A 24704-nucleotide genomic window follows, 5' to 3' on the forward strand; every position below is an offset into this window, starting at 1 on the left:
GAGGGCCGGGCGGAGGCAGAGGCAGAGGCAGAGGCAGAGGCCCTTCATGCCCTGCCGCAGCTTCCGCAATCTGCCGATCCGCAGGCGTTCTTCGTTCCGGTGCTCCGGACCGCGCCCGATGCCGAGGATAACACGGGCGGCGGGCATTTCGCAGGCCGTTTCCTCGGCTTGGGGCGGCACAAATCGATGTTCGGCGAGCAGCCCTTCTTGGTCGTCCGGCCGAGCGATCACGCGATAGACCGGGACGCGGTTTGGCGGTGCTATATCCTGCCTTTGCGGACGCTCGCGCGGTCCCCCGCGATATCGTTTCCACCCAATGCGGCCACGACCCTGCCACTGCGGCCAGGATCGTGGCCAACCATCTGGCGACCGGGTTTTCCCGCGCCTGATCCGGCCCTGCGGTCCTTCCTGCATGCGGATGCCGCGCCCCGTCTCATGCCCTGTGCAGAAATGCCCTGCCCCTGATGCCCGCGTCGCGACGCGGTTCTCGGGCTTTTGAAGGCTGCGGACGCTCTCCGCGGCGCCGCAAAAGGTCCCGCGCGCCGATCTGCCCCCGATCGGCTGGGCGCTGGCCGCGCCTGACCTGTGGTTCGGGCGGTTGCTGCGGCGGAAACGTCACCCGTCTCAAAGATCATCACGGGTCGATAGGCGAGCAGGCCCTGCCCGCGACCAACCCGTCAGGTTCCGGGACCGACGCGCCCCCCCCGGTGGGGGCGGACCCGGCTCAGGCCAGCCCGGTCTCCGTCCGGCCGCGCCGGTCGCGGCGCAGATTCGCGTAAAGCACGTGATTGCGCCAGCGCCCGTTGATCTGCAGGTAGCTCTGCGCCACGCCCTCGTATTTGAAGCCGCATTTCTCCAGCACCCCGCGCGAGGCGGCATTCTCGGGCAGGCAGGCGGCCTCGATCCGGCTCAGATCCTTCTGGGCAAAGGCGTAATGCACGACGGCCTCGATCGCCTCGCGCATATAGCCACGGCGGGCATGGCATTCGCCGATCCAGTAGCCGAGCGTGCCCGATTGCGACGGGCCGCGGCGGATATTGTCGAGCGTGATCGCGCCCAGCAGCGCGTCATCCGAGCGGCGGAACAGGAACAGCGGCACCGCCGAGCCCGAGCCCAGCGCCCGCTGCGCCCAGTAGACCCGGTTGGTGAAAGCCTTGCGCGCCAGATGGTCGGGCGACCAGGTCGGTTCCCAGGGCGTGAGAAAGGCGATGCTTTCGGCCCGGAGCATCGTCCAGGCCTGGAAATCGGCATGTGCCGGCGGGCGCAGGGTCATGCGCTCGGTCTCGATCCGGACCTTGCGCCTGAGGCCCAGCATCAGGCAGCCAGCCTGCCTTGCAGCGCGTCAAGCGCCGGTGCCCCCGAGACGGGGCCGTAAAGCGCCAGCGCCGGACGGCCGTCAAGGGTCAGCCGGGCGGCGAAGTCGCGCACGGCCTCGGTCGTGACCGCGTCGATATTGGCCACCGTCTCCTCGACCCCGGGCACGCGATCCCAGATCGAGACCAGCCGCGCCAGCCGCTCGGCCCTGTTCGAGGGGCTTTCCAGCCCCATCAGCAGGCCCGCCTTCATCTGCACCCGGGCGCGCGCCACCTCTGCGGGCGTCATGTCCTGGGCGGCACGGGCGAGTTCCGCCATGGTCAGCTCGGCCATCGGTCCGAGTTGCTCGGCACTGGTGCCCGCGTAAAGCGTCATCATCCCGGTATCGGCATAGGCGCCGGTCTGGGCGAAGACGGTATAGCACAGGCCACGCTTCTCGCGCAGTTCCTGGAACAGACGCGAGGACATGCCACCGCCCAGCGCGGTCGAGAAGACCTGCGCGGTATAAATCTCGGGGGTGCGATAGCCCGGGCATTCGAAGGCCAGCGCCATATGCGCCTGCTCGAGCGGCTTGACCTCGCGCCGCTCGCCGCTGGCGAAACGCGCCGGTTCGAGCGGGCCGCGCGGGGTTGCCTCGCGCCCCGAGAACAGCCCCTCGGCCAGGCGCACGATCTCGGCATGATCGACGGCGCCCGCAGCCGACAGGATCATCCGGTCGGGCGAGTAATGCGTGCCGATGAAGCGGAACAGGTCCTCGCGGGTAAAGCCGCGCACGCGCTCGGCAGGCCCCAGGATCGAGCGGCCCAGCGCCTGCCCCGGATAGGCGACCTCCTGCAGCCAGTCGAAGATCACGTCATCGGGGGTGTCGAGCACCTGCCCGATTTCCTGCAGGATCACCCCGCGCTCGACCTCGATCTCATCCTCGGCAAAGACCGGATTGATCAGGATGTCGGCCAGCACGTCCAGCGCCAGCGGCACATCGGCCTCGAGCACGCGGGCGTAATAGGCCGTCATCTCGCGCGAGGTATAGGCATTGATATAGCCGCCCACATCCTCGATCGCCTCGGCGATCTCGAGCGTGGTGCGCTTCTCGGTGCCCTTGAAGGCCATATGTTCGAGGAAATGGGCGATGCCGTTTTCCTCGGGCCGCTCGTCGCGCCCGCCGGCCATGATCCAGATCCCGATGGCGGCCGATTTCAGACCGGGCATCCGCTCGGTGACGATACGAAATCCGTTCGGCAGCCTGTGCAGCTCGACGCTCAACGCTTGCGCCTTTCATTGATGAGGGCTTCGAGGGCGGCAAGGTCGTTCTCGACCGGGCTCACCCGTTCCGGCCGGTCATACAGATCGGCCATCGATTTTGGAAGGGGGGGCCGTGAGCCGGTGGCGGCCTCGACCGCATCGGGGAATTTCGCCGGATGCGCGGTCGCGAGCGTCACCATCGGCACGGCCGAGGCGGGCTGCTCGGCCGCGACCTTCACGCCGACCGCCGTATGCGGGCAGATCGTCAGACCGGTCGCGGCGAAGGTCGCACGGATCGTCCCGGAGGTCTCGGCCTCGGAGGCACGGCCCGAGGCGAAGCTTTCGCGCAGGAATTCCAGAGCGCCCTGACTGATGGAAAAACCGCCCCGGGCCTTCAGATCTTCCATCTGGCCCGCCACGGCGGCACCGTCGCGGCCATAGGCCTCGAACAGGGCGCGTTCGAAGTTGGACGAGACCTGGATATCCATCGACGGGCTGATCGAGGGTGCAACGCCCTTCGTCTCATAGGCGCCGCCGGTCAGCGCGCGGTGCAGGATGTCGTTCTGGTTGGTGGCAATCACCAGCTTTCCGATCGGCAGGCCCATGCGGCGCGCGATGTAGCCCGCGAAGATGTCGCCGAAATTGCCGGTCGGCACGGTGAAGCTGACCGGCCGGTGCGGCGCGCCCAGCGAGACCGCCGAGGTGAAGTAATAGACGACCTGGGCCAGCACCCGCGCCCAGTTGATCGAATTCACGCCGGCAAGCCCGACCGCATCGCGGAACTCGAAATGGTTGAACATGTCCTTCAGCCGCGCCTGGCAATCGTCGAAATCGCCCTTCAGGGCAAGCGCGTGGACATTGTCCTCGGCGGGCGTCGTCATCTGGCGCCGCTGCACCTCGGAAACCCGGCCCTCGGGGAAGAGGATGAAGACATCGACATTGGGCAGCCCGCGGAAGGCCTCGATCGCGGCCGAGCCGGTATCGCCAGAGGTGGCCCCGACAATCGTCACCCGCTGGCCCGAGCGTTCGAGCGCGGCCTGGAACAGCTGGCCGATCAGCTGCATCGCGAAATCCTTGAACGCGAGCGTGGGCCCGTGGAAGAGTTCAAGCAGGAAGTGGTTCGGGCCGATCTGGACCAGGGGCGCCCGGGCGGCATGGTTGAAGCCCCGATAGGCGCGGGCGATGATCGCCTCGAATTCGGCATCCGTGAAGGTGTCGCCCACGAAGGGCCGCATCACCCGGAACGCGGCCTGCTCATAGGACAGACCGGCCAGTGCCGCGATCTCGTCGGCGGACATCGCCGGAATGGTCTCGGGCACGTAAAGCCCGCCATCGCGGGCCAGCCCGGTCAGCATTGCCTCTTCGAAATTCAGAACCGGGGCCTGCCCCCGGGTCGATACATAGCGCATTGCCTGCTCTTTCCCTCAGCCTGCCGCCTGATACGCCACAGATCGGGCCATGTCACCCCGGGGCGAACGGCCGATATGCCATGAAACCGGGTCGATGCCCCACGAGGCTGCCGCCGGCGGCGCGTCGCGGGGGCGTCATGGGACGCGGGACGGCCTGTCCGGGCGATGATCGTGAAACCGGGCGATGTCAAACGGGGCGATGGTCGCGAACCGGAAGAGCTATTCCTGGAAACAAGATATCCGGCACCGCGGGAGCGCGCGGCGCCGGACTCTTGCTGGCTTGGACCCGGCATCCGCCGGAACCCTGTGGCCCATGTGGAGCGACATGAGCCGATCTCCCGGTTCCCTGCTATGGCGCCTTGCGGCATCCTTGCGGTGGATCGCGCCCGGTTCGGGCCCGGTTCGCGTCGCACCGTTGCATCTTGACCCAAGACAAACATATTGAGCGGGGCGGCACAAGCGAAACCTGCGACATTCCGCCGCTTTTCCCCAAGCCCGTCCGCACCATGTCAGGAGGCCCCATGCAACACCCCCCGTTCCGCCCATTCGAGACCGCACTCGACCGCGACCGGGCGCTGCTGCTGTTGCAGGCCGCCACGCTGGGCGCCGAGGATGGCGAGTTGTTTCTCGAGCGGCGCCGCTCGGAAATGCTGAGCTTCGATGACGGCCGGCTCAGGACGGCAAGCTACGATGCCACTGAAGGATTCGGCCTGCGCGCAGTACGCGGCGAGGCCTCGGGCTATGCCCATTCAAGCGACATCTCGGAAGCGGCGCTGAAACGCGCGGTCGAGACCGCCCGGCTTGCCGTGGCCGAGGGCGGTGGCACGCTTGCGCTGGGACCGCAGCCCACCAACCGGCGGCTCTATAGCGATGCCGACCCGCTGGCCGAGGCGCCCTTCGCGCTCAAGATCGACACGCTACGCGAAATCGACGATTTCGCCCGGGCGCTCGACCCCCGCGTGGTGCAGGTGACCGCCACGCTCGCAGCCTCGCTGCAGGAGGTGGTCATCCTGCGCCCTGACGGCACGCTTCTTTCCGACATCCGGCCGATGACCCGGCTCAATGTCTCGGTGATCGTCGAGGAGAACGGGCATCGCGAATCGGGCAGCCATGGCGGCGGCGGCCGCACCGGGCTGGCCGGGCGGATCGACCGGGCCGGCTGGGAGGCCTCGGCGCGCGAGGCGCTGCGCATCGCGCTGGTCAATCTCGAGGCCGAGCCCGCGCCTGCCGGAATGATGGATGTGGTGCTGGGGCCGGGCTGGCCCGGCATCCTGCTGCATGAGGCGGTGGGCCACGGGCTCGAGGGCGATTTCAACCGCAAGGGCAGCTCGGCCTTTGCCGGGCTGATGGGGCAGCAGGTGGCGGCCAGGGGCGTGACCGTGATCGACGACGGCACCATTCCCGACCGGCGCGGCTCGATCAGTTTCGATGACGAGGGCACGCCCTCGAACCGCACCGTGCTGATCGAGGATGGCGTGCTTGTCGGCTACATGCAGGACCGCCAGAACGCACGGCTGATGGGGCTCGCGCCCACCGGCAACGGCCGGCGCGAAAGCCATGCCCATCCGCCGATGCCGCGGATGACCAATACCTGCATGCTGGGCGGCGACACCGACCCTGCCGACATCCTGGCCGGGCTGAAGGACGGGATCTATGCGGTAGGCTTCGGCGGCGGGCAGGTCGACATCACCAATGGCAAGTTCGTCTTCAGCTGCACCGAGGCCTACCGGGTGAGGAACGGCAAGGTCGGGGCCCCGGTCAAGGGCGCCACGCTGATCGGCGACGGCCCGGCCGCGATGAAGCAGATACGCGCCATCGGCAATGACATGGCGCTGGATCCCGGGATCGGCAATTGCGGCAAGGCGGGGCAATGGGTTCCGGTGGGCGTGGGCCAGCCGACGCTGCTGATCGGCGGGCTGACGGTGGGGGGCGCCGGGGCCTGAGGCCCGGCCGTTCTCCGACAGTCCGGTGGCTTGCCGGGGCCGGTTGCGGCAAGAAACTCCGGCAGCGACCGAGAGGTCTTCCGGGTTTGGAATGGCGGTCCTCACAGGGGCAAAGAGGGTCCGCCTGCGAGGTGGGGGCGCGAAAACCGGATCCATTTCCCGGGGCTTGGGCCATACCGTCCCGCAAGCGCGGTTCCAACAGTATCGCCAATCCCGAAATTTCGCGCATAAGGAGAATTTTTGGAATTCGTTCACCTTCCATTAACCCATTTCACCGCAGATTGGGATCACGGATGAGCGGAGCTGCGAAACGTGGAGATTGCTTCTTCCTACCACCCCCTCGCACCACCCACCCGGGAAGACACCCTGGTTACGTGGCTTCGTCTCATCCGGTCACGCCGTGTCGGCGCAACCACCTTCTTCAGGCTGATCGAAGATCATGGCACCGCCGCAGCGGCGCTGGAGGCCCTGCCCGACATCGCCAGCGCGGCGGGCGTCAAGGATTACACTCCCTTTCCCGAGGATCTGGCCAAGGCCGAGATCGCCCGGGCCCGCAAGCTGGGCGCGGTCGCGCTTTTGCATGACGACCCGTCCTATCCCCCTGCCCTGCGCGACCTTGCAGACGCCCCGCCCGTGCTCTGGGCCCTTGGCCGTACCGATCTCGTACAGCGCCCGATGGTGGCGCTGGTCGGCGCGCGCAACGCCTCTTCGCTGGGGCTGCGCATGGCGCGGCGGCTGGCCGAGGGGCTGGCCGCGTCCGGCTATGTGATCGTCTCGGGGCTCGCCCGCGGCATCGACCGCGCCGCCCATATCGCCGCGATGGAGACCGGGACCGTCGCGGTGCAGGCAGGCGGGATCGACATGCCCTACCCGGTCGAGAATACCGGGCTCGCCGAGGAGATCGGGCAAAAGGGGCTGCGGCTTTCCGAACAGCCGCCCGGGCTTGCCCCGCAGGCCCGCCATTTCCCGCAACGCAACCGCATCGTCTCGGGGCTCGCCCGCGCCGTCATCGTGGTCGAGGCCGCCTCGCGCTCGGGCAGCCTGATCACCGCCCGTGCCGCCCTCGATCAGGGCCGCGAGGTGCTGGCCGTCCCGGGCCATCCATTCGACGCCCGGGCCTCGGGCTGCAACATGCTGATCCGCGACGGCGCGGTGCTGGTGCGCCATCCCGAGGATGTGCTCGAGGCGCTTGGCCCCGTGCCCCGGCCGGATGCCGACAGCCCGGCCGAGGCGCCGCCGTCGCGGATGACCGCCATCCCCGAGACCCCGCCCGCGGCCCGCCGCGCCGCGCCGCCCGACACGGCCGCGCTTCATGCCCGCATCCTCGACCGTCTCGGCCCCTCGCCCCTGGCCGAGGACCAGCTGATCCGCGACCTCGGCCTGCCCACAGGCACCGTCACCTCCGAACTGCTGACACTGGAACTCGACGGCCGGATCGCACGCGCGCCGGGCGGGCTTCTGTCGCGCCCGGACTGACCGGCCCTGACCGGGACCGGGAGGATTGCGGGCATGAAAGGGGCACACCGCAACCCTGAGGCGAAACACCCCATGCACCCTTCCGTGCATTGACATTCGCACTCTCCCCCCCACATCTTGCGCCGCCAAGCCACCCGCCCTCAGAGTCGAGAGAAATCCATGCCCGTCGTCGTTGTCGAGTCCCCGGCCAAAGCCAAGACAATCAACAAGTATCTGGGCTCCGACTACACGGTTCTCGCCTCTTATGGCCATGTGCGCGACCTGCCCCCGAAAGACGGATCGGTCGATCCCGAGCAGGGATTCGAGATGACCTGGGAGGTCGGCTCGGACAGCAAGAAGCATGTGAAGGCCATCGCCGACGCGCTGAAAGAGGACAATGCGCTGATCCTCGCCACCGACCCCGATCGCGAGGGCGAGGCGATTTCCTGGCATCTGGAAGAGACATTGCGCGCCCGCCGCGCGATCAAGAAGGACACCGCCGTCAGCCGGGTCGTCTTCAACGCCATCACCAAATCGGCGGTGACCGAGGCGATGAAGAACCCGCGCACCGTCGACGAGCCCCTCGTCCATGCCTATCTGGCGCGCCGGGCGCTCGACTATCTGGTGGGCTTCAACCTGTCGCCGGTCCTGTGGCGCAAGCTGCCGGGCGCGAAATCGGCGGGCCGGGTGCAGTCGGTCTGCCTGCGGCTTATCGTCGAGCGCGAGATGGAGATCGAGGCCTTCCGCGCCCGCGAATACTGGACGGTCTCGGCCCAGTTCGCGACGCCGCGCGGCCAGATCTACGAGGCGCGGCTGATCACGCTGGGCGGCCAGAAGCTCGACAAGTTCGACCTGGGCACCGCGACCGATGCCGAGCTGGCGGTCAGGGCCGTCGAAAGCCGCGAGTTCACCGTCGCCGCGGTCGAGGCCAAGCCCGGTACCCGCAACCCCGCGCCGCCCTTCATGACCTCGACCCTGCAGCAGGAAGCCAGCCGCAAGTTCGGCTTCGGCGCGCGCCAGACCATGCAGGCGGCACAACGCCTCTATGAGGCGGGCATCATCACCTACATGCGGACCGACGGCATCGACATGGCCCCCGAGGCGGTGATGGCCGCGCGCGACGCGATCAAGGACCGCTACGGCGCGGATTACGTTCCGAAATCGCCGCGGATGTACAAGAACAAGGCCAAGAACGCGCAGGAAGCGCATGAATGTATCCGGCCGACCGAGATGACCCGCGATCCGTCCAAGCTGCGGGTGACCGACGAGGATCAGCGCAAGCTCTATGACCTGATCTGGAAGCGCACCATCGCCAGCCAGATGGAGGCCGCGCGGCTGGAACGCACCACCGTCGATGTCGAAAGCGCGGATCGCGAGGTGGTGCTGCGCGCCACCGGCCAGGTCGTGCTCTTCGATGGGTTTCTCAAGGTCTACGAAGAGGGCCGAGACGATACCGAGGATGGCGACGACAGGCGCCTGCCGCAGATAGCGCAGGGCGAACCCGCCCGGCCCGCATCGGCCGACCGCTTCGCCGCCGATTACGCGACGCTTGCCGGGACCGGCAGCGCCGCCCGCGACCCCGAGCTGATCGAGGCCCCCGCAGAGGACCGGGTGCTGCGCTGCGATCGGGCAATCCTCGATGCCGGCAAGGCGATCCTCGCCCAGCAGCATTTCACCCAGCCGCCGCCGCGCTATACCGAGGCCACGCTGGTCAAGCGGATGGAAGAGCTCGGCATCGGCCGGCCCTCAACCTATGCCTCGATCGTCACCACGATCCAGGATCGCGGCTATGTGCTGAAGGACAAGAACCGGCTGATCCCCGAGGACAAGGGGCGGCTGGTGACGGCCTTCCTGTCGAATTATTTCAGCCGCTATGTGGGCTACGAGTTCACCGCCAATCTGGAGGACGAGCTTGACGACGTCTCGGCGGGCGAGCGCGCCTATCTCGACGTGCTCAGCCGGTTCTGGAAGGATTTCTCGGCCGCCATCGCCGAAACCGCCGATCTGCGGATTTCCGAGGTCCTCGACAAGATCGACGACGTGCTGGCGCCGCATCTCTACCCGCCGCGCGAGGACGGCTCCGACCCGCGCATCTGCCCCAAATGCGGGGCGGGCCGGCTGAACCTCAAGACCGCGCGCTCGGGCGGGGCCTTCATCGGCTGCTCGAACTACCCCGAATGCCGCTATACCCGCTCGCTCTCGGCGGTGAATGGCGATGACGGCTCCGAGCTCGACGGCAAGGTGCTGGGCCATGACGGCGAGGACGAGATCAGCCTGCGCATCGGCCGTTTCGGCCCCTATGTGCAGCGCGGCGAGGCCACCGAAGAGGTGCCGAAACCGCCGCGGGCCAGCCTGCCCAAGGGCTGGAAGCCCGAGGAGATCGACCTCGAGAAGGCGCTGATGCTCCTGAGCCTGCCGCGCGAGATCGGGCCGCATCCCGAGGATGGCGAGACCGTCGAGGCCGGGATCGGGCGCTATGGGCCCTTCGTCAAGCATGGCCGGAAATACGCCAACCTGCCCGATGTCGAGGAGGTCTTCACCATCGGCATGAACCGCGCGGTCGAGGTGCTGGCCCAGAAGAAGACCCGCGGCGGCGCCACGGCCGCGAAACCGCTGCGCCAGCTTGGCGAGCATCCCGAGAAGGGCGGCGCCATCGACGTCATGGCCGGACGCTACGGACCCTATGTGAAATGGGAGAAGGTCAACGCGACCCTGCCCAAGGATGTGGAGCCCGAGGGCGTGACGCTGGAACAGGCGGTCGAGCTGATCGACGCCAAGGCGGCCAAGGGTGGCAAGACCAAGGCCAAGGCAAAGGCGAAACCCGCTGCCGCCAAGACCGCGAAGACGACCGGAAAAACCGCCGCGAAATCGACGGCAAAGACGGCCGGGACCAAGGCAAAGACCACGAAAGCGGCGAAGACGACAAAGGCGAAGACGCCGGACCAGTCAGAATAGAAGCCCTGCCTGCAAGGGCTCGCAGGAATGCGCGTTGGGGTGAGCAGATGTGATTGGTCTGCGCGTCTTCGCTGCCCCAGATTGCGCCCCCGAGGCAAGGGCGCGGGCAATCCCGTGCCGAAGAAGAAGAGGGGGCGGTTTCCATGACGGACCGGAACATGTCGCGCCGCAAGGCACTTTTGGCATTTGGCGCAACCTTTGGAACGGGCCTTGCCGCGCCAGCGCTTCTGCGCGCCGAGCCCGCGCAGATGACCCGCCGCAACATCTCGAGCTTTTCCCAGCAGCACTGGCGCGATCATTTCGATACGCTGGGCACGGCTGCGATCGTGGCCGACACCTCGTCGCGCGCCCTGCATTTCTGGAGCGGCGATGGCGAGGACTACCGGATCTATCCGACCTCGGTGCCGATCAGCGAGGACCTGACCAAGCGCGGCTATACCAAGGTGGTGCGCAAGCGGATCGGGCCCGACTGGACCCCCACCCCCTCGATGGTCGAGCGCAACCCCGATCTGCACTACATGCCGCCAGGCCCCGACAATCCGTTGGGGACCCATGCCATGTACCTGTCCTGGCCCGCCTATCTCATTCACGGCACCCATGACACGCGCAAGATCGGCCGACCGTCCTCGGATGGCTGCATCGGGCTTTACAATGAAATGATCGCCGAACTTTACGCCATCACCCCCGTGGGCACCCAGGTCCGGATCATCTGATCGGGGCCGGGCCGCAGAGCCCCCGCCCCGGGTCACATCGGCGCGCTGGTCGGGAAGCACGTCTTCCGAAAGCGGGCGCACCGGTGCAGGGCGCGCGCCCGACATGTCCCGCGAAAGCCGGTCAGGCATCCGTCCCGGCAAGAGGGCTCAGTATGCCGGTGGCCATGTCGAGCGTCCCGACGGTCCGCGCCCTGCCCGTCTCGTCGCTTTCGCAGATCTCGACCGTCATTCCGATGTCGCCGCGCCGATAGTCCAGCGTTGCGCAAGCAGATCGGCGCGCAGGCGTTCCAGGGTTTCCTCCGTCAGCTCGGGCAGATCTGTCGGAGCGATCCCCCCGGTCAGGTCGCCGAGGTTTTCGGACGCTGCCATTTAGCAGGGTGTGCGGATGGCGGTCATCGGCCTGTCGACCAACGCGCCGATGGTTTCGGCGACAAGTTCCTCTACGGTCATGGCCAGCCGGTCCCCGTCGACGAGGAGACGCCTTGACGGCAGATCACTTGCCGACGGACTTGCCAGCGCCGTGTCGATCCCGAACAGGGTGCGGGTGGCCATGGCATCCCTGGTGTCGTGCGAGACACTGGCCTGTTCGGCGCCGGTCAGATCGCTGTCATGGACGATCCCGGCCGGATCCCGACCGGGATCGGTCCCGATCTCTCGGCCCTGGTCGTTTGCATGGCCGCCAGTTCATTGGAGATCAGCGACCGGATGGCCTCCAGCACGTTCCGCGTCTGTTGCGACAGGCCGCCATCCGGCGCAACGCTGCGACGCGGATCGCCATAGAACCCGCCCATGTCCGCGCCCGGCGAGCGACCGAAGATTTCGGCGCCGCCCGGACCGTCGCCTGAAAGCCCGCCTGGCCGGTTGGCCACGGCGAGGGCGGTTGAAACAGCGACAATGTCATCTGCGTCAGAGACCGGTTCACGATCATCCTTGCCTCCTCGACCGTCGCCTCCGGTTCAGATGCCCGGAAATTAAGAAGGCCTGAAGGAGGGTCCGTCCCGGCCGGGGCAAGGGCTACGTCCGGCGACCGCTCACGTCCCGGGGCCCAGTCGATTGACTCCCCCGTGACCGTTCGTCACAACTTTGTCCAGAGGATCAGAGGGAGAGTTTCATGAAGAAAATCTATGGCACTGCCGCCGAGGCCCTGGACGGGCTGCTGGCAGACGGCATGCTCATCGCCGCGGGCGGGTTCGGACTTTGCGGCATACCGGAGCTTCTGATCCAGGCAATCCGCGAAGCCGGCACCAAGGACCTGACCTTCGCCTCGAACAATGCCGGCGTCGACGATTTCGGCATCGGGCTCCTGCTGCAGACCCGCCAGGTCAGGAAGATGATCTCGTCCTATGTCGGCGAGAATGCCGAATTCATGCGGCAATACCTGTCGGGCGAGCTCGAGCTGGAATTCAACCCCCAGGGCACGCTGGCCGAGCGGATGCGGGCGGGCGGCGCGGGCATTCCGGGCTTCTACACCAAGACCGGCGTCGGCACCGTCATCGCCGAGGGCAAGGAACACAAGGAGTTCGACGGCGAGACCTATATTCTCGAACGCGGGATCGTTGCCGATCTGTCCATCGTCAAGGCCTGGAAGGCCGACGAGACGGGCAACCTCGTCTTCCGCAAGACCGCCCGCAACTTCAACCCGCCCGCCGCGATGTGCGGCAAGGTCTGCGTCTGCGAGGTCGAGGAGATCGTGCCGGTGGGCGCTCTCGAGCCCGACCAGATCCACCTGCCGGGGATCTACGTGCATCGCCTGATCCAGGGCGAACACGAGAAGCGGATCGAACAGCGCACCACGCGCGCGGCTTGAGGGAGGGAAAAAGCATGGCCTGGGACCGTAACCGGATGGCGGCGCGCGCCGCAGAGGAACTCAAGGACGGGATGTATGTCAATCTGGGCATCGGCATTCCGACCCTGGTGGCGAATTACATCCCCGAGGGCGTGAACGTCACGCTGCAATCGGAGAACGGGATGCTGGGCATCGGCCCCTTCCCGATCGAGGGCGAGGAAGATCCCGACCTCATCAATGCTGGCAAGCAGACCATCACCGAGCTGCCGCATTCGGCCTATTTCGACAGTGCCACCAGCTTTGGCATGATCCGGGGCGGCAAGATCGCGATGGCGATCCTCGGCGCGATGGAAGTGGCCGAGAACGGAGACCTCGCGAACTGGATGATCCCCGGCAAGCTGGTCAAGGGAATGGGCGGCGCGATGGATCTGGTCGCGGGTGTCGGCCGGGTGGTGGTGGTGATGGACCACACCAACAAGCATGGCGACTCGAAGCTGCTGAAGGAATGCACCCTGCCGCTGACCGGCACCGGGGTCGTCGACCGCATCATCACCAATCTTGGCGTGCTCGACGTGGTCGAGGGCGGGCTGAAGATCGTCGAATGCGCCGAGGGCGTCACCGAGGACGAGATCCGGGCCGCGACCGAGGCCCGCATCGTCGACTGAGCACCGCTGCCTCGGCACAGGACGACAGAAGAAAGGCCGCGCCGGTTTCCCGGCGCGGCCTTTTCATCCAGCCCTTCCGGCGCGGGGCCGGAAGACCGGATCAATCGGCATTCGCCGCATTATAGGCCGCGATGGCGGCAACCCGGGGGTTGCTGATGGTCTGCGGTGCCAGCCCGTTATCGCGGTGGCCATGCGCGGCCACGTAGCCGTTATCGCTTTCCGCAGCGAGCGAGGCCACGACCTTGGCCACGCGGGCATCGGCATAGCCCGACGACGACATCGTGGTCGAGTCGGCCGGGCTGAACCAGACCTGCGCCAGCGGGCCGTCTTTCTCGGCGGCAGCCTTGATCTGGATCAGTTGGCTGGCGCTGTAGACACCAGCTTCGACGCCGAGATCCTGTTCCAGCTGGGACTGGGCGAAGACGGGAGTGGACAGAGCGACAAAAGCGGCCGCGGTCAAGGCAAGGGTTTTCATGGTTTTGTTCCTTTTATGTGCATTTCGGCGGCTCGATGCCGTCGGATGAGGCATAGATGGCACCAGCTTTATCCGAATTCAACGCACAGAAGGGTGATCTTGATGTATTTTAGGTTCTTATATGCACATATAGACGTCAGAAATTCGCCACATCCAACCACCAACGGAACAATCGCCGGATTTTGGCGGAAACGGTTCGCATTCCGCAGCACTTCCCGTGCTATCTGGCCGGAGACCGCAAACGGGTGACGCCTCTATGACCGGAACATCGCTCTCCTCCGCCCCGCCCGCCTCGCGCCGACTGCGCGACGCCCTGGTGATGGCGGGCCTTCTGGCGCTGGTGCTGATCGGCCTGGCAGGGCTCGCCACGGCCACCGGATGGGATCACACCATGGCCCAGCTGTCCCGGCTGGGCCCGATCCAGGGCGCCGCACTTCTGGGTCTGTCGCTGATCAACTACCTTTTGCGCGCGCTGCGCTGGCATGCCTTCGGGCGACAGCTCGGCCTGCCGCCGGGGCTCTGGCGCGACATCCGCCATTATCTCGGCGGCTTCCTGATGATCGCGACGCCCGGACGGCTTGGAGAACTGGTGCGGGTGCGCTGGATAAGGCGCGAGACCGGGCTGCCGCTGGAACGCTCGGCGCCGCTCTTCGTGATGGACCGCGCCGCCGATCTGGTGGCGATGGCGCTGATCCTCTGCCTGGCTCTGGCGCTGTCCGCAGGTCACATCGCGGGCGCGATCCCGGTTGCGGTCCTTGCGCTTGCCGCCGCCGCCGTCGCGACCAATGGCCGGTTGATGGCAGCGCTGGTGACGCGCGGCTACCGGATCTTCGGTCGCTGGCCGCGGCTGTTCGGGCGGCTTCGCAGAATGGCGCGGACATTGGGCAGCTTCGCCGATGCCCGGCTGCTGGCCGTCTCGATCCTGCTGGGCTCTCTGGGCTGGATGGCCGAGGGCTATGCCTTTCATCAACTGCTGATCTGGCTCGGCGCCGATATCGGGCTCTGGAAGGCCGTCGGCATCTTCGTCTTCGCCACGCTGGCGGGCGGGCTGACCGGTGCGCCGGGGGGGCTGGGCGGCGCCGAGGCTGCGATGATTGCGCTTCTTGCACTCGAGGGCCTGCCGCTGGAAACTTCGGTCGCGGCCACGGCGGTGATCCGGATCACCACCTTGTGGTTCGCGATCGGGATCGGCGCCCTGGTCTTTCCCGTGGCGGAACGAATGTCGAAAAGGACAGTGGATGCAGTGGAAAACCGCTGATTATGCCGGATGGGGCCGGGCGCTTCGGGCCCATGGCCGGATCGCCCGGCCGGAACGGGTTTCGGCCCTGACCGAGGCGCTGGCCGAAGGCGGGCCCGCCATCGGCAATTGCCGCTCTTATGGCGACAGCGCGCTGAATGACGGCGGCGCCGCGATCCGGATGACGCGGATGGACCGGCTTCTGGCCTTCGATCCCGAGACCGGCGTGATCGAGGTCGAGGCCGGCGCCAGCATCGGCGCGCTGCTGAAACTTCTGGCGCCGCGCGGCTGGATGCCCGCGGTGATGCCCGGCACCGGCCTTGCGACGGTCGGCGGCTGCATCGCCAATGACGTGCATGGCAAGAACCATCATGGTGCGGGCAGTTTCGGCCAGCATGTGCTGGCGGTCACGCTGATGACCGCCGCAGGCCCGCGCGAGGTGAGCCCGGCCTCCGATCCCGCCCTGTTCCGCGCCACGATGGGAGGTCTCGGCCAGACCGGCGCCATCCTCTCGGCCCGGCTGCAGCTGAGGAAGATCCCCGGTCAGCGGATGAAGGTCGTGGAAACCGCGATGCCGGATTTCGACAGCTTCATCGCCGCGCTCGACGCCTCGAAGGCCGAATTCGCGGTGGGCTGGATCGACGCCACGGCAAAACGCAAGCGGCTCGGGCGCGGCATTCTCGAGGAGGGCACATTGGTCGAGGGCACCCGCCCCGGCCCCGAGCGCAAACCGAAGCCCGTGCCCTTCGACGCACCCAACGCGCTGTTGTCCCGGCCGGTGGTGAAGATCTTCAACCGCTGGTACGGATCGGGCGTGCCCGATGGCGGCCGCAAGCGGACCCGCGCGCTGGACGATTTCTTCTTCCCGCTCGATGCGCTGAGCGACTGGAACCGGCTGTATGGCAAGCGTGGCTTCCACCAGTTCCAATGCGTGCTGCCCGCAGACCGGGCGGCCGCGCTGAAGGAGATCCTGAACACCATCGCGCGGGGCGGCATCGCCTCGCCGCTCGCAGTCCTGAAACGGATGGGGCCGGGCCGGGCCGGGCATCTGTCCTTCCCGATGGAGGGCTACACGCTGGCGGTCGACCTGCCCGCCCGCGCCAGGGTCCCCGCGCTTCACGCCCGGCTCGAGGATCAGGTGCTGGCCGCAGGCGGGCGGATCTATCTGGCCAAGGACGCGCTGGCCCGCCCCGAAAGCATGGCCGCGATGTATCCCGAACTGCAGGCCTGGCGCGCCGAGGCGGCCAAGGCCGATCCCGAGGCGCGTCTGGCCACCGATCTGGTGCGGCGCCTGCAGCTGAGGAGCCTGTGATGGCAGAGACCTGGATCATTCTCGGGGCCTCGTCCTCGATGGCGCGGGCGCTGGTGCGCCGGCTGGCAGCCCGTGGTGACGGGGTGATCCTCGCCGGGCGCGACCTTGCCGATCTCGAACGCGACGCGGCCGATGCGCGCGTCCGCGGCGCGGCCGTCGCCGAAACCATCCGCTTCGATGCACGCGACCCGGCCTGCCTGGCGCCCATCCTCGCCCGGGCCGAGGCCTGCGAGGGCACGGTCTCGGCGGCGGTCTTCGTGGGCTCGATGCCGCCCCAGGCCGAGATCGACGCCGATCCCGGCCTGATCGGGGGCGTCGTCACCGACAGCTTCACCGGCCCGGCCCGTGTCTTGCAGGGACTCGCCCCGATCATCGAGGCCCGCGGCGTGGGCACCGTCATCGGCGTAGGCTCGGTCGCGGGCGATCGCGGGCGGATCGGCAACTATGTCTATGGCGCGGCCAAGGCGGCCTTTGCCACCTATCTGTCGGGGCTACGCAACCGGCTGGGCCGCGCGGGCGGGCATGTGCTGACGGTCAAGCCCGGCTTTACCGACACCGCGATGACCTGGGGCATCGAGGGCATGTTCCTCGTGGCCTCGCCCGACAAGGTCGCCGATGACATCCTGAGCGCGCTCGAAAAACAGCGCAACGTGATCTACACGCCAGTCTTCTGGATGGGGATCATGGGCATCATCCGGCTGATCCCGGAACGGGTGTTCAAGAAACTCTCGGTCTGAGAGCTGTCGCGTCGTCCGGCCCCGGGGCCGGGCGCCGAACCCGCGCGGCTGGCACGCCGGATCCGTCCCTGTTGGCGTCGGCGGGCTTTGCGTTTTCCGGACCGGCCGGTTTCGATCCTGCCCGTCTTCACCCCTGCCCCTCCAGACGCATATCTGTCGGGATGAAATCCTGTGTTCGCAACCGTTTCGCAGGAATTGTTAATTCATTCCCGTACGTTTTCCCAAGGCTTCGACAGTGTTCCCGACCTGGTGGAAATTGCCAAAGCCGAGCCCAACTCTCGCCTGATTTTACGGGCCTGATGGACGGGCCGAAGCGGTTGAGAGGACGTCCCCCGGGAGGCCCGGCGCTTCATCCATTGTCACCCGAGCCGAACGACCACCTTCTGGAGGGGCAGCAAACATGAAACTCTTCGACATCCTCAGGACCTTCGCCAAAGCCGAGTCAGGCACCGCAACCGTCGACTGGGTGGTCCTGACCGCAGCCATCATCGGTCTTGGCATCGCCGTTCTGGCCACCTTCGGCCCCGGCGTGAACGATCTGGGCGACAGCTTCTCGGAGTCCCGGTCGGGGGCCTCGGTTGCCGAACGGGGCACGCTCGGCTGGAGCGAATGACCGGCCCGGGCCTGTGCCCGGACATTGCCAGGGCCGCACCCTGCGTGCGGCCTTTCCTGTCTGTCGGGCGCCGTCCGGCAGGCACGGAATTTTGAAAATAGTATCGAAGCGCAGGTCCCGGGATCGCACGAATTCCGCCGCCCGGGACCAACCCGGCCGACAAGGCAAGGGACGTTTCGCGGCCTGAAGGGCGGCCCGGGAACGACGGCGACGGGACATCTCATGCGCCGGACCTTTGGACCGGTCCTGTCGATCGGGATCGGCCTGGCGGGCGTTGTCGTCTATATCGTGCAAGGGCAATTTCACCTTCACCAGGCGTGCCCCTGCAGCCGCCCAAGCCCGGCAGGTCGCCCTGGAAACCGCGGCGCTACGGTCAGCAGATCGCCCTCCCGGAATTGCGGCCGGGCTCTGGCCGAAAAAGGCGATGTTGAAGGGCTGTTCCAAAGCGGGGACGCGCTTTTTCACGAGGGTCGGCCGCAATTTCGTACCGTCCAGCGCGCGATGGAGCCGGCGAACCGCCGCCGCGCGTCAAGGCGACCGGGCCAGGCGCCAATGCCGACATCACCTCGCGCCTGACAAGGGGCATGCCCGCCGTCGCGATCCGCGTCGATGTCAGCCCGGGCCTGCCGGGCATCTGGCCGGGCACGGCGGCAGGCGATCCTTATGCCATGGCGCAACCCGGCCGCCGATAGAGAGCGCGGGCCCCGACCGAGAGAACCGGCGCGCGGCAACCGAACTGTCCGGGACCCTCAGGCCGCGTCCGATGGCGATCGAGGGCACATGCATGGGCGCAACTCCTGGCCTGTCCGGACAGCGCCCAGCCAAGACCGTTGCAGGCCCGGAATAGCCCGGCCCGAGGCCGCCCCGGCGAGTCCCCCCTGCGATCCCGGCGATGATCTGGCCGCATCTTGCAGGACAATCCTGCCGCCCCGGGCCCATTCCGAAGGTTTTTCCGAACAATTCCGCAGCTCGGGCCGCAATGTTGTCCAAGTTGTTCTTCATCCTGCCCCGATGATGGATATCCGCGTGCGAGATGAGTCGCACGCAAACGCTGCGGGAAAGCGGCTCTGCGGCCGCCCTGCCCGGTCTGCGTGGAAGGACGTGGAAACGATGACGAGCATGCCAGCGCCGATCCCGGATCACGCTCCGATCCGCGCCTGCACGGTATCGCGGGACATCCAGAATTTCGACCTTCTGATCAAGGACATGGAGGCCGAGCTGGGCGACGGATGGGGCGATATCGCCTTCGCCGACGCGCCCGATTTTCTGGACCGGCCCGAGGCACGCGACCTCGAATTCATCGCGGTCGCGGTCGGCGATGCCGACGAGGCCAATATCGCCGAGATCGGCGAAATCGTGGGCGCCGCGACCCGGCACGATCTCAGGGTCCTGGTCATTGCCGAACGGCTTAGCCCGATCGCACTGCATCAGCTGATGCGGAAGGGGGCCGACGATTTCGTGCCCTATCCTCTGCCCGAGGGCGCCCTGCATGAGGCGATCGAGCGCTTTGGCCGGCCCCGCACCGCGCCCCCGCTGCCCCCGGCACGACCAGCCCCGGCCGACCCGACCCTCCCAGGGCTTCCGCGATCGGGTCGCGACGGGCTGGTGCTGCCGGTGCAGGGACTGGCAGGCGGCGTCGGCGCCTCGACCTTCGCGGTGAACCTCTCCATGGAACTGTCGATCGAGGCGCGTAAATCCGCAGGACGGGTTTGTCTTCTCGATCTCGACCTGCAATTCGGCTCGGCCGCGACCTATCTCGACCTGCCGCGCAAGGACGCGGTCTTCGACCTGCTCTCCGGCATAGCCGCGATGGATGGTGACGGCTTTCTGCAAGCGCTGCAGCGGTACCGAAACGCGTTCCACGTCCTGACCGCTCCCGCCGACATCCTGCCGCTCGACATCGTCGGCCCCGACGAGATCAATGCACTTATCGACATGGCCCGGTCGCAATTCGAATTCGTCGTGATCGACATGCCCAAGACCCTCGTCAACTGGACCGAGGCGGTGCTCAACAAGTCGCATCTCTATTTCGCGCTGCTCGAGCTCGACATGCGCTCGGCAGAGAATGCGCGCCGGGTGATCCGGGTGCTGAAATCCGAAGGGCTGCCGCGCGAAAGGCTGCGCTTTGCGCTGAACCGGGCGCCCGGATTCACCGACCTGTCGGGCCGCGGCCGGATGCGGCGGCTGGCCGACAGTCTCGATATCGACATCGGGCTTCGGTTGCCCGATTGCGGCAAGGCGGTGACAAAGGCCGGCGATCATGGCCAGACCCTGGCCGAAACCGCCGCCCGGGCGCCTCTGCGCAAGGAGATCCGGATGCTGGCCAGGTCGCTGCAGGATTTCGGAACGGCTTCGGCCGCCGCGCCGCAATAAGGCGTTGCGCATGTTTTCACGCGACAGACCCGGCGCCCGGCCGAGCCCGACGACGCATACCGGATGAAACATGCCGACGCGCTGATCCGGATCTGCGACCGGGACAAGGCCGAGCCCGGCAGCCCCCCGACCGCCTTCGAGACCTGTCAGCCTCACCGGCTGGAGACGATCTTGGACGATGGCAAGCGCGAATGGGCGATGGCCGACAGCTCCTGCAAAGCCGCGGCCGGGCTGACCACCACCCCCGCAGCTGTCTTCAACACTTGGGAATATTCCAGGCTGACGCGCGGCGATTTCAACGGCGCCGGGCGGCTGTTCGTGAACGCGCCGACCTGCGCCCCCCGGCTTTCCACCGCCAGGAACACTCCGGTCCGGGTCCGCGACGTGCAGCGGAAATACGAGCTTCCGGTAATCCGGATGACCCTGACCGGGCACGCCCGGCCTTACCACATGCCGGTACTGACCGCGCAGGCGCAAGGCTAGGCCCTTGGCGACGGTGGCAGCACTCTGGTTCCTGCCCTTCGCGGCTCCGATCGCCCTTTGGGCCGCGATCAGCGACCTCCGGACCATGACCATTCCGAACCGGGCGGGACTGGCCCTGATCGCCATCTATGCGCTGGTCGGGCTCGCGGCACTGCCGCTTTCCGCCTGGGCCTGGCGCTGGGTGCATCTGGCGGTGGTGCTGGTGCTGGGGTTCGTGCTGAACATGACCGGCGCGGTCGGCGCGGGAGATGCCAAATTCTCGGCGGCGATGGCCCCCCTGATCGCCCCGCCCGATATCGGCGCCTTCCTGTTCCTGCTGGCCGCGACGATCCCGGCAAGCTTCGCCGCGCATCGCCTGATGCGCCGGATTCCCGCGCTGCGCCGGGCGCTGCCCGACTGGGCCTCCTGGGACACACGCGACTTTCCGATGGGGCTTGCGCTTGGCCCGGCCCTGATCCTCTATCTCGGGCTGGCCGCCATCGGGACGATGCCAAGCGGGATCTAGTCGCGACCGGGTCACCTGCTGGCCATGAAAGCCACGCGACCGCCGGGGCGGAACACAGGGCGATATCCGCTGCCGCGATCCGCACTGACGGCCGAAGAAATCGGCACCGCCCCGACACCACCCGGCCGAAGGAGATCTCGGGATAAAAGTCATACATCCAAATATTATTTATAAACAATAACTTGCTTCGTGAAATTCGCACGAATTCGAGGCGGTCTATCCCCCTCCGTCGCAACCTTGTCCGGCCCCGCCATGACCCTTGCACGCGCGCCATTCGCTGGCCCAGATGCGGCTGCCGATCCTGATGACACGCGACATCCTGCCGAAGACGATGATCCGCAAGGCGACCGGGACGCCGCCTGCCAATTCGGGCCGTGAAACAGGTTGCAGGCTGATCGGGGCGGGCAAGGCCTGCGCACTCGATGCACTGACCGGTCGGACGATTACGGCGCATCGACCAGAGGACCGCGATCTGCGAATTGGGGACCATTCCCTGTCAGATGAGCCCCGAGCTGATCGATCCCGCCCAGGTCAACATGGTCGTCCGCGAAGAAGGCCGCCTTTGCCGTGACAGCCCGCGAGACAGGCAAGCTGACCATCGTTTTTTGACCGAAAGGTCCGAATTCGGGCTTTCGGTCGTCCGAATTTTAGCTAACTTGCCGAGGTAAGTCAGATCTTCTGACCCGCCAATACCGGAGATCTTCGTGGACCCCGAGACCCTTCCGGCCGTGTTCGACGGCCATAATGACGTGCTTCTGAGGCTTTATCGCGCCGGTGGGCCCAAGGCCGCCGAAACCTTCCTGACCGGCGGCGCGGGCCATATCGATCTGCCCAAGGCGCGCGCGGGCGGGCTCGGCGGCGGGTTCTTCGCGGTCTATGTCCCCTCCGGGGAAGGCGATACCGATCACGACGAGATGAGCCGCGACAGTTATGACCTGCCCCTGCCCGAGCCCGTGGCCCAGGACCAGGCGCTGCAGGTCGCGATGGCACAGGTCGCGACGCTCGAGCGGCTGGAAGAGCTGGGCGCGCTGAAGATCTGCCGCAGCGCCGCCGAGATCCATATCACCATGGTCGAACGCAAGCTGGCCGCCGTCCTGCACATGGAGGGCGCCGAGGCCATCGACCCCGAGCTGATCACTCTCGACGTGCTGCATGGCGCCGGGCTGCGCTCGCTCGGTCCGGTCTGGAGCCGGCCGACGATCTTCGGCGAGGGCGTGCCCTTCCGTTATCCGTCCGATGGCGATACCGGCGGCGGTCTGACCGATCTGGGCGTGGCGCTGGTCCGGCGCTGCAATGACCTGAAGATCATGCTCGATCTGTCGCATATGACGATGGCGGGGTTCTGGGATGTCGCGAAGCACTCGGACGCGCCGCTGGTCGCCACCCATTCCAACGCCCATGCGATCTGTCCGCATGCCCGCAACCTGACCGATGCCCAGCTCGACGCCATCGCCGCCAGCGACGGCATGGTCGGGCTGAATTACGCCACGGCCTTTCTCAGACCGGATGGCCGCATGATCGATACCGGCCTTGACGACATGCTGCGCCATCTCGACCATCTTCTGGACCGGCTGGGCGAGTCCCGGGTCGGGCTCGGCTCGGATTTCGACGGGGCATTGATCCCATCCGCGATCGGCACGGCGGCAGGCCTTCCGGCGCTGCGACGGGCGATGAAGGCGCATGGCTACGGGCCCGAGCTGATCGCGCGGATCTGTCAGGGCAACTGGCTGCGGGTGCTTGAAAAGACCTGGGGCCACTGACCCGGGGCCTCTGACCCAGAGCCAACGACCGGCGGCCCCGTGCCACGCCATGAGACGCGCAACGACATAAGAACAGACCAACAGAGAGGACGACCAAGATGACCACTTTCGCCAGGCTGCTCTCGGGCGCCGCGCTGAGCGCGACATTCATCGCCACCGCCCCCGCGCTCTGGGCCGAGACCCCCGCCAACATGCTGGTCGTGGCCAACCGGATCGACGACATCACCACGCTCGACCCGGCCGAGAATTTCGAATTCGCCGGCGGCGACGTGCTGCGCAATGTCTATGGCCGGCTGGTGAATTTCGATCCGCTCGATTACGAGGCCGGCTACCAGCCCGATCTGGCCGAAAGCTGGGAGGTCAGCGAGGACGGCCGGTCGATCACCTTCACCATGCGCGAGGGCGTCACCTTCACATCCGGCAACCCGGTGACCGCCGAGGATGCCGAATTCTCGCTGCGCCGGGCGGTTCTGCTGAACCTCACGCCCTCTTTCCTTCTGACCCAGTTCGGTTTCACGCCCGAGAATATCAAAGAGACGATCCGGGCCGAGGGCAACAGGCTGACCGTCACCACCGACAAGGCCTATGCCACCTCCTTCGTGCTGAACTGCCTGACCGCCACCATCGGCTCGATCCTCGACAAGAAGACGGTGATGGCGCATGAGGTCGATGGCGACATGGGGCATGACTGGCTCAAGACCCATGCGGCGGGCTCGGCAGCCTACAGCCTGGTGGCCTGGAAACCGAACGAATCCGTCACCCTGCAGGCCAATCCCGATTTCTATCAGGGCGCGCCCGCGATGAAGCGGGTGATCGTGCGCCATATCACCGAAAGCGCGACCCAGCGGCTGCTGCTGGAACGTGGCGATATCGACGTCGCGCGCAACCTCAACCCGCAGGATGTGCAGGGGCTTGACGGCGCCGAGGGCGTCCGGATCCATGAAGAGCTGAAGGGCTACCTGATGTATGCCTCCTTCAACCAGAAGATCCCCGAGCTGCAGGATCCGAAGGTGCTGGAAGCCCTCAAATATCTCGTCGATTACGAGGGCATGGCCAACAGCTTCCTCAAGGGGCAGTGGACGATCCAGCAGAACTTCCTGCCGCAGACCTATCTGGGCGCGGTCAGGGACAACCCGTTCTCGCTCGATGTCGGGAAGGCCAAGGAGCTGCTGGCCGAGGCGGGCGTTGACGGGCTCGATCTGACCATCGGGGTGCGCGACGTTCAGGAGCGGATGGAAATCGCCCAGTCGATGCAGAACACCTTCGCCCAGGCCGGGATCAAGCTGAATATCGAGGTCGGCACCGGCAAGCAGATCCTGGCCAAGTACCGTGCCCGCGATCTCGATGTCTATCTGGGCACCTGGGGCCCCGATTATCCCGATCCGCAGACCAATGCCTCGACCTTCGCCTACAACCCCGACAATTCGGAAGAGGCGCAGAATGCGGGCATCCTGGCCTGGCGGAACTCCTGGGATGCGGACGGTCTGACCGAGATGACCGATGCCGCCGTGACCGAGCGCGACACCGCCAAACGGGTCGAGATGTATCACGAGATCCAGGCCAGGTTCCGCGAGACCTCGCCCTTCGCCATCATGTTCCAGAACATCGAGCAGGACGGCATCCGCGACACTGTCCAGGGCTTCACCACCGGGCAGGCGATCGCCGATGCCAGCTACTGGAAAGTGACGAAGTAGCATGTCGGTCTCCGGCAATGCACAGGACGGGCG

General features: G+C 66.9%; 21 protein-coding genes. 15 read left to right on the forward strand and 6 right to left on the reverse strand.

Annotation, left to right across the window (positions count from 1 at the left end; genetic code table 11):
* Window positions 1-724 precede the first annotated feature (724 nt).
* The 3 genes from ACK8CO_RS01160 to thrC are packed head-to-tail and all read right to left on the reverse strand — an operon-like array spanning window position 725 to window position 3965.
* Window positions 725-1315, reverse strand: coding sequence for a GNAT family N-acetyltransferase (locus tag ACK8CO_RS01160; RefSeq protein ID WP_414897861.1), 591 nt, complete (start codon window positions 1313-1315; stop codon window positions 725-727).
* Window positions 1315-2577 (reverse strand): M16 family metallopeptidase, encoded by a 1263-nt coding sequence (locus ACK8CO_RS01165; RefSeq protein ID WP_080616195.1) that lies wholly within the window; start codon window positions 2575-2577, stop codon window positions 1315-1317. Before ACK8CO_RS01165 ends, ACK8CO_RS01160 begins: the two co-directional genes overlap by 1 nt.
* Window positions 2574-3965, reverse strand: coding sequence for a threonine synthase (gene thrC, locus ACK8CO_RS01170; RefSeq protein WP_414897862.1), 1392 nt, complete (start codon window positions 3963-3965; stop codon window positions 2574-2576). The genes ACK8CO_RS01165 and thrC overlap by 4 nt, the downstream gene beginning before the upstream one ends.
* Before the next feature lie 521 nt (window positions 3966-4486).
* Between thrC and tldD the strand changes: the two genes are divergently transcribed.
* From tldD to ACK8CO_RS01190, 4 genes are all read left to right on the forward strand, one after another.
* Complete coding sequence (tldD, locus tag ACK8CO_RS01175) at window positions 4487-5908, forward strand: metalloprotease TldD (protein ID WP_414897863.1); 1422 nt, start codon at window positions 4487-4489, stop codon at window positions 5906-5908.
* Between the two features lie 312 nt (window positions 5909-6220).
* Window positions 6221-7384, forward strand: a complete 1164-nt coding sequence (dprA, locus tag ACK8CO_RS01180) for a DNA-processing protein DprA (protein ID WP_414897864.1) — start codon at window positions 6221-6223, stop codon at window positions 7382-7384.
* Between the two features lie 159 nt (window positions 7385-7543).
* Entirely contained in the window at window positions 7544-10318 is a 2775-nt protein-coding gene (gene topA / locus ACK8CO_RS01185; RefSeq protein ID WP_080616192.1) for a type I DNA topoisomerase, read from the forward strand.
* Between the two features lie 143 nt (window positions 10319-10461).
* Window positions 10462-11031 (forward strand): L,D-transpeptidase, encoded by a 570-nt coding sequence (locus ACK8CO_RS01190; protein ID WP_414897865.1) that lies wholly within the window; start codon window positions 10462-10464, stop codon window positions 11029-11031.
* 225 nt (window positions 11032-11256) lie between these two features.
* Here ACK8CO_RS01190 and ACK8CO_RS01195 read toward each other — a convergent pair whose 3' ends face one another.
* Window positions 11257-11400 carry a hypothetical protein gene (locus ACK8CO_RS01195; protein WP_155773988.1) on the reverse strand — a complete coding sequence of 48 codons (144 nt, stop codon included), beginning with the start codon at window positions 11398-11400 and terminating at the stop codon, window positions 11257-11259.
* Window positions 11401-11583: a hypothetical protein gene (locus ACK8CO_RS01200; RefSeq protein ID WP_414897866.1), complete on the reverse strand. Its 183-nt coding sequence runs from the start codon at window positions 11581-11583 to the stop codon at window positions 11401-11403.
* 559 nt (window positions 11584-12142) lie between these two features.
* Here ACK8CO_RS01200 and ACK8CO_RS01205 point away from each other — a divergent pair.
* Both ACK8CO_RS01205 and ACK8CO_RS01210 read left to right on the forward strand, forming a co-directional pair.
* Complete coding sequence (locus tag ACK8CO_RS01205; protein WP_414897867.1) at window positions 12143-12838, forward strand: CoA transferase subunit A; 696 nt, start codon at window positions 12143-12145, stop codon at window positions 12836-12838.
* A 14-nt stretch (window positions 12839-12852) separates the two neighbouring features.
* The gene (locus tag ACK8CO_RS01210; RefSeq protein ID WP_414897868.1) at window positions 12853-13482 is read left to right on the forward strand and encodes a 3-oxoacid CoA-transferase subunit B; all 630 of its coding nucleotides are present in this window, start codon (window positions 12853-12855) and stop codon (window positions 13480-13482) included.
* 100 nt (window positions 13483-13582) lie between these two features.
* Here ACK8CO_RS01210 and ACK8CO_RS01215 read toward each other — a convergent pair whose 3' ends face one another.
* Window positions 13583-13957, reverse strand: coding sequence for a hypothetical protein (locus tag ACK8CO_RS01215; RefSeq protein ID WP_414897869.1), 375 nt, complete (start codon window positions 13955-13957; stop codon window positions 13583-13585).
* Between the two features lie 256 nt (window positions 13958-14213).
* Here ACK8CO_RS01215 and ACK8CO_RS01220 point away from each other — a divergent pair, with 256 nt between their 5' ends.
* The 9 genes from ACK8CO_RS01220 to ACK8CO_RS01260 all read left to right on the forward strand — a co-directional run bounded on the left by ACK8CO_RS01220 (window position 14214) and on the right by ACK8CO_RS01260 (window position 24671).
* Window positions 14214-15215 (forward strand): lysylphosphatidylglycerol synthase transmembrane domain-containing protein, encoded by a 1002-nt coding sequence (locus tag ACK8CO_RS01220; protein WP_414897870.1) that lies wholly within the window; start codon window positions 14214-14216, stop codon window positions 15213-15215.
* Window positions 15196-16506, forward strand: a complete 1311-nt coding sequence (locus tag ACK8CO_RS01225) for an FAD-binding protein (protein WP_414897871.1) — start codon at window positions 15196-15198, stop codon at window positions 16504-16506. The genes ACK8CO_RS01220 and ACK8CO_RS01225 overlap by 20 nt, the downstream gene beginning before the upstream one ends.
* Window positions 16506-17243: an SDR family NAD(P)-dependent oxidoreductase gene (locus tag ACK8CO_RS01230; RefSeq protein ID WP_414897872.1), complete on the forward strand. Its 738-nt coding sequence runs from the start codon at window positions 16506-16508 to the stop codon at window positions 17241-17243. The genes ACK8CO_RS01225 and ACK8CO_RS01230 overlap by 1 nt, the downstream gene beginning before the upstream one ends.
* A 400-nt stretch (window positions 17244-17643) precedes the next feature.
* Window positions 17644-17856 (forward strand): hypothetical protein, encoded by a 213-nt coding sequence (locus tag ACK8CO_RS01235; RefSeq protein ID WP_080616183.1) that lies wholly within the window; start codon window positions 17644-17646, stop codon window positions 17854-17856.
* 1110 nt (window positions 17857-18966) lie between these two features.
* On the forward strand, window positions 18967-20229 hold the full coding sequence (locus ACK8CO_RS01240; RefSeq protein ID WP_414897873.1) for an AAA family ATPase: 1263 nt from the start codon (window positions 18967-18969) through the stop codon (window positions 20227-20229).
* Between the two features lie 63 nt (window positions 20230-20292).
* Window positions 20293-20712, forward strand: a complete 420-nt coding sequence (locus tag ACK8CO_RS01245; protein WP_414897874.1) for a hypothetical protein — start codon at window positions 20293-20295, stop codon at window positions 20710-20712.
* A gap of 13 nt (window positions 20713-20725) precedes the next feature.
* Window positions 20726-21217 (forward strand): prepilin peptidase, encoded by a 492-nt coding sequence (locus ACK8CO_RS01250; RefSeq protein ID WP_369822838.1) that lies wholly within the window; start codon window positions 20726-20728, stop codon window positions 21215-21217.
* A gap of 704 nt (window positions 21218-21921) precedes the next feature.
* A complete protein-coding gene (locus ACK8CO_RS01255) occupies window positions 21922-22977 on the forward strand; it encodes a dipeptidase (protein WP_080616179.1) in 1056 nt (351 codons plus the stop codon).
* 98 nt (window positions 22978-23075) lie between these two features.
* Complete coding sequence (locus tag ACK8CO_RS01260) at window positions 23076-24671, forward strand: ABC transporter substrate-binding protein (RefSeq protein ID WP_414897875.1); 1596 nt, start codon at window positions 23076-23078, stop codon at window positions 24669-24671.
* The last annotated feature ends 33 nt before the right edge of the window (window positions 24672-24704 follow it).

This window comes from Rhodovulum sp. HP10, assembly GCF_047553435.1.
Taxonomy (GTDB): Bacteria; Pseudomonadota; Alphaproteobacteria; order Rhodobacterales; family Rhodobacteraceae; genus Rhodovulum.

Bases quoted from the DNA above. Each gene is read 5' to 3' on its own strand.
- ACK8CO_RS01160 (WP_414897861.1), bottom strand. From the start codon at position 1,315: ATGCTGGGCCTCAGGCGCAAGGTCCGGATCGAGACCGAGCGCATGACC.
- thrC (WP_414897862.1), bottom strand. From the start codon at position 3,965: ATGCGCTATGTATCGACCCGGGGGCAGGCCCCGGTTCTGAATTTCGAA.
- tldD (WP_414897863.1), top strand. From the start codon at position 4,487: ATGCAACACCCCCCGTTCCGCCCATTCGAGACCGCACTCGACCGCGAC.
- topA (WP_080616192.1), top strand. From the start codon at position 7,544: ATGCCCGTCGTCGTTGTCGAGTCCCCGGCCAAAGCCAAGACAATCAAC.
- ACK8CO_RS01190 (WP_414897865.1), top strand. From the start codon at position 10,462: ATGACGGACCGGAACATGTCGCGCCGCAAGGCACTTTTGGCATTTGGC.
- ACK8CO_RS01195 (WP_155773988.1), bottom strand. From the start codon at position 11,400: ATGGCAGCGTCCGAAAACCTCGGCGACCTGACCGGGGGGATCGCTCCG.
- ACK8CO_RS01200 (WP_414897866.1), bottom strand. From the start codon at position 11,583: ATGGCCACCCGCACCCTGTTCGGGATCGACACGGCGCTGGCAAGTCCG.
- ACK8CO_RS01205 (WP_414897867.1), top strand. From the start codon at position 12,143: ATGAAGAAAATCTATGGCACTGCCGCCGAGGCCCTGGACGGGCTGCTG.
- ACK8CO_RS01210 (WP_414897868.1), top strand. From the start codon at position 12,853: ATGGCCTGGGACCGTAACCGGATGGCGGCGCGCGCCGCAGAGGAACTC.
- ACK8CO_RS01215 (WP_414897869.1), bottom strand. From the start codon at position 13,957: ATGAAAACCCTTGCCTTGACCGCGGCCGCTTTTGTCGCTCTGTCCACT.
- ACK8CO_RS01220 (WP_414897870.1), top strand. From the start codon at position 14,214: ATGACCGGAACATCGCTCTCCTCCGCCCCGCCCGCCTCGCGCCGACTG.
- ACK8CO_RS01225 (WP_414897871.1), top strand. From the start codon at position 15,196: ATGCAGTGGAAAACCGCTGATTATGCCGGATGGGGCCGGGCGCTTCGG.
- ACK8CO_RS01230 (WP_414897872.1), top strand. From the start codon at position 16,506: ATGGCAGAGACCTGGATCATTCTCGGGGCCTCGTCCTCGATGGCGCGG.
- ACK8CO_RS01235 (WP_080616183.1), top strand. From the start codon at position 17,644: ATGAAACTCTTCGACATCCTCAGGACCTTCGCCAAAGCCGAGTCAGGC.
- ACK8CO_RS01240 (WP_414897873.1), top strand. From the start codon at position 18,967: ATGACGAGCATGCCAGCGCCGATCCCGGATCACGCTCCGATCCGCGCC.
- ACK8CO_RS01245 (WP_414897874.1), top strand. From the start codon at position 20,293: ATGAAACATGCCGACGCGCTGATCCGGATCTGCGACCGGGACAAGGCC.
- ACK8CO_RS01260 (WP_414897875.1), top strand. From the start codon at position 23,076: ATGACCACTTTCGCCAGGCTGCTCTCGGGCGCCGCGCTGAGCGCGACA.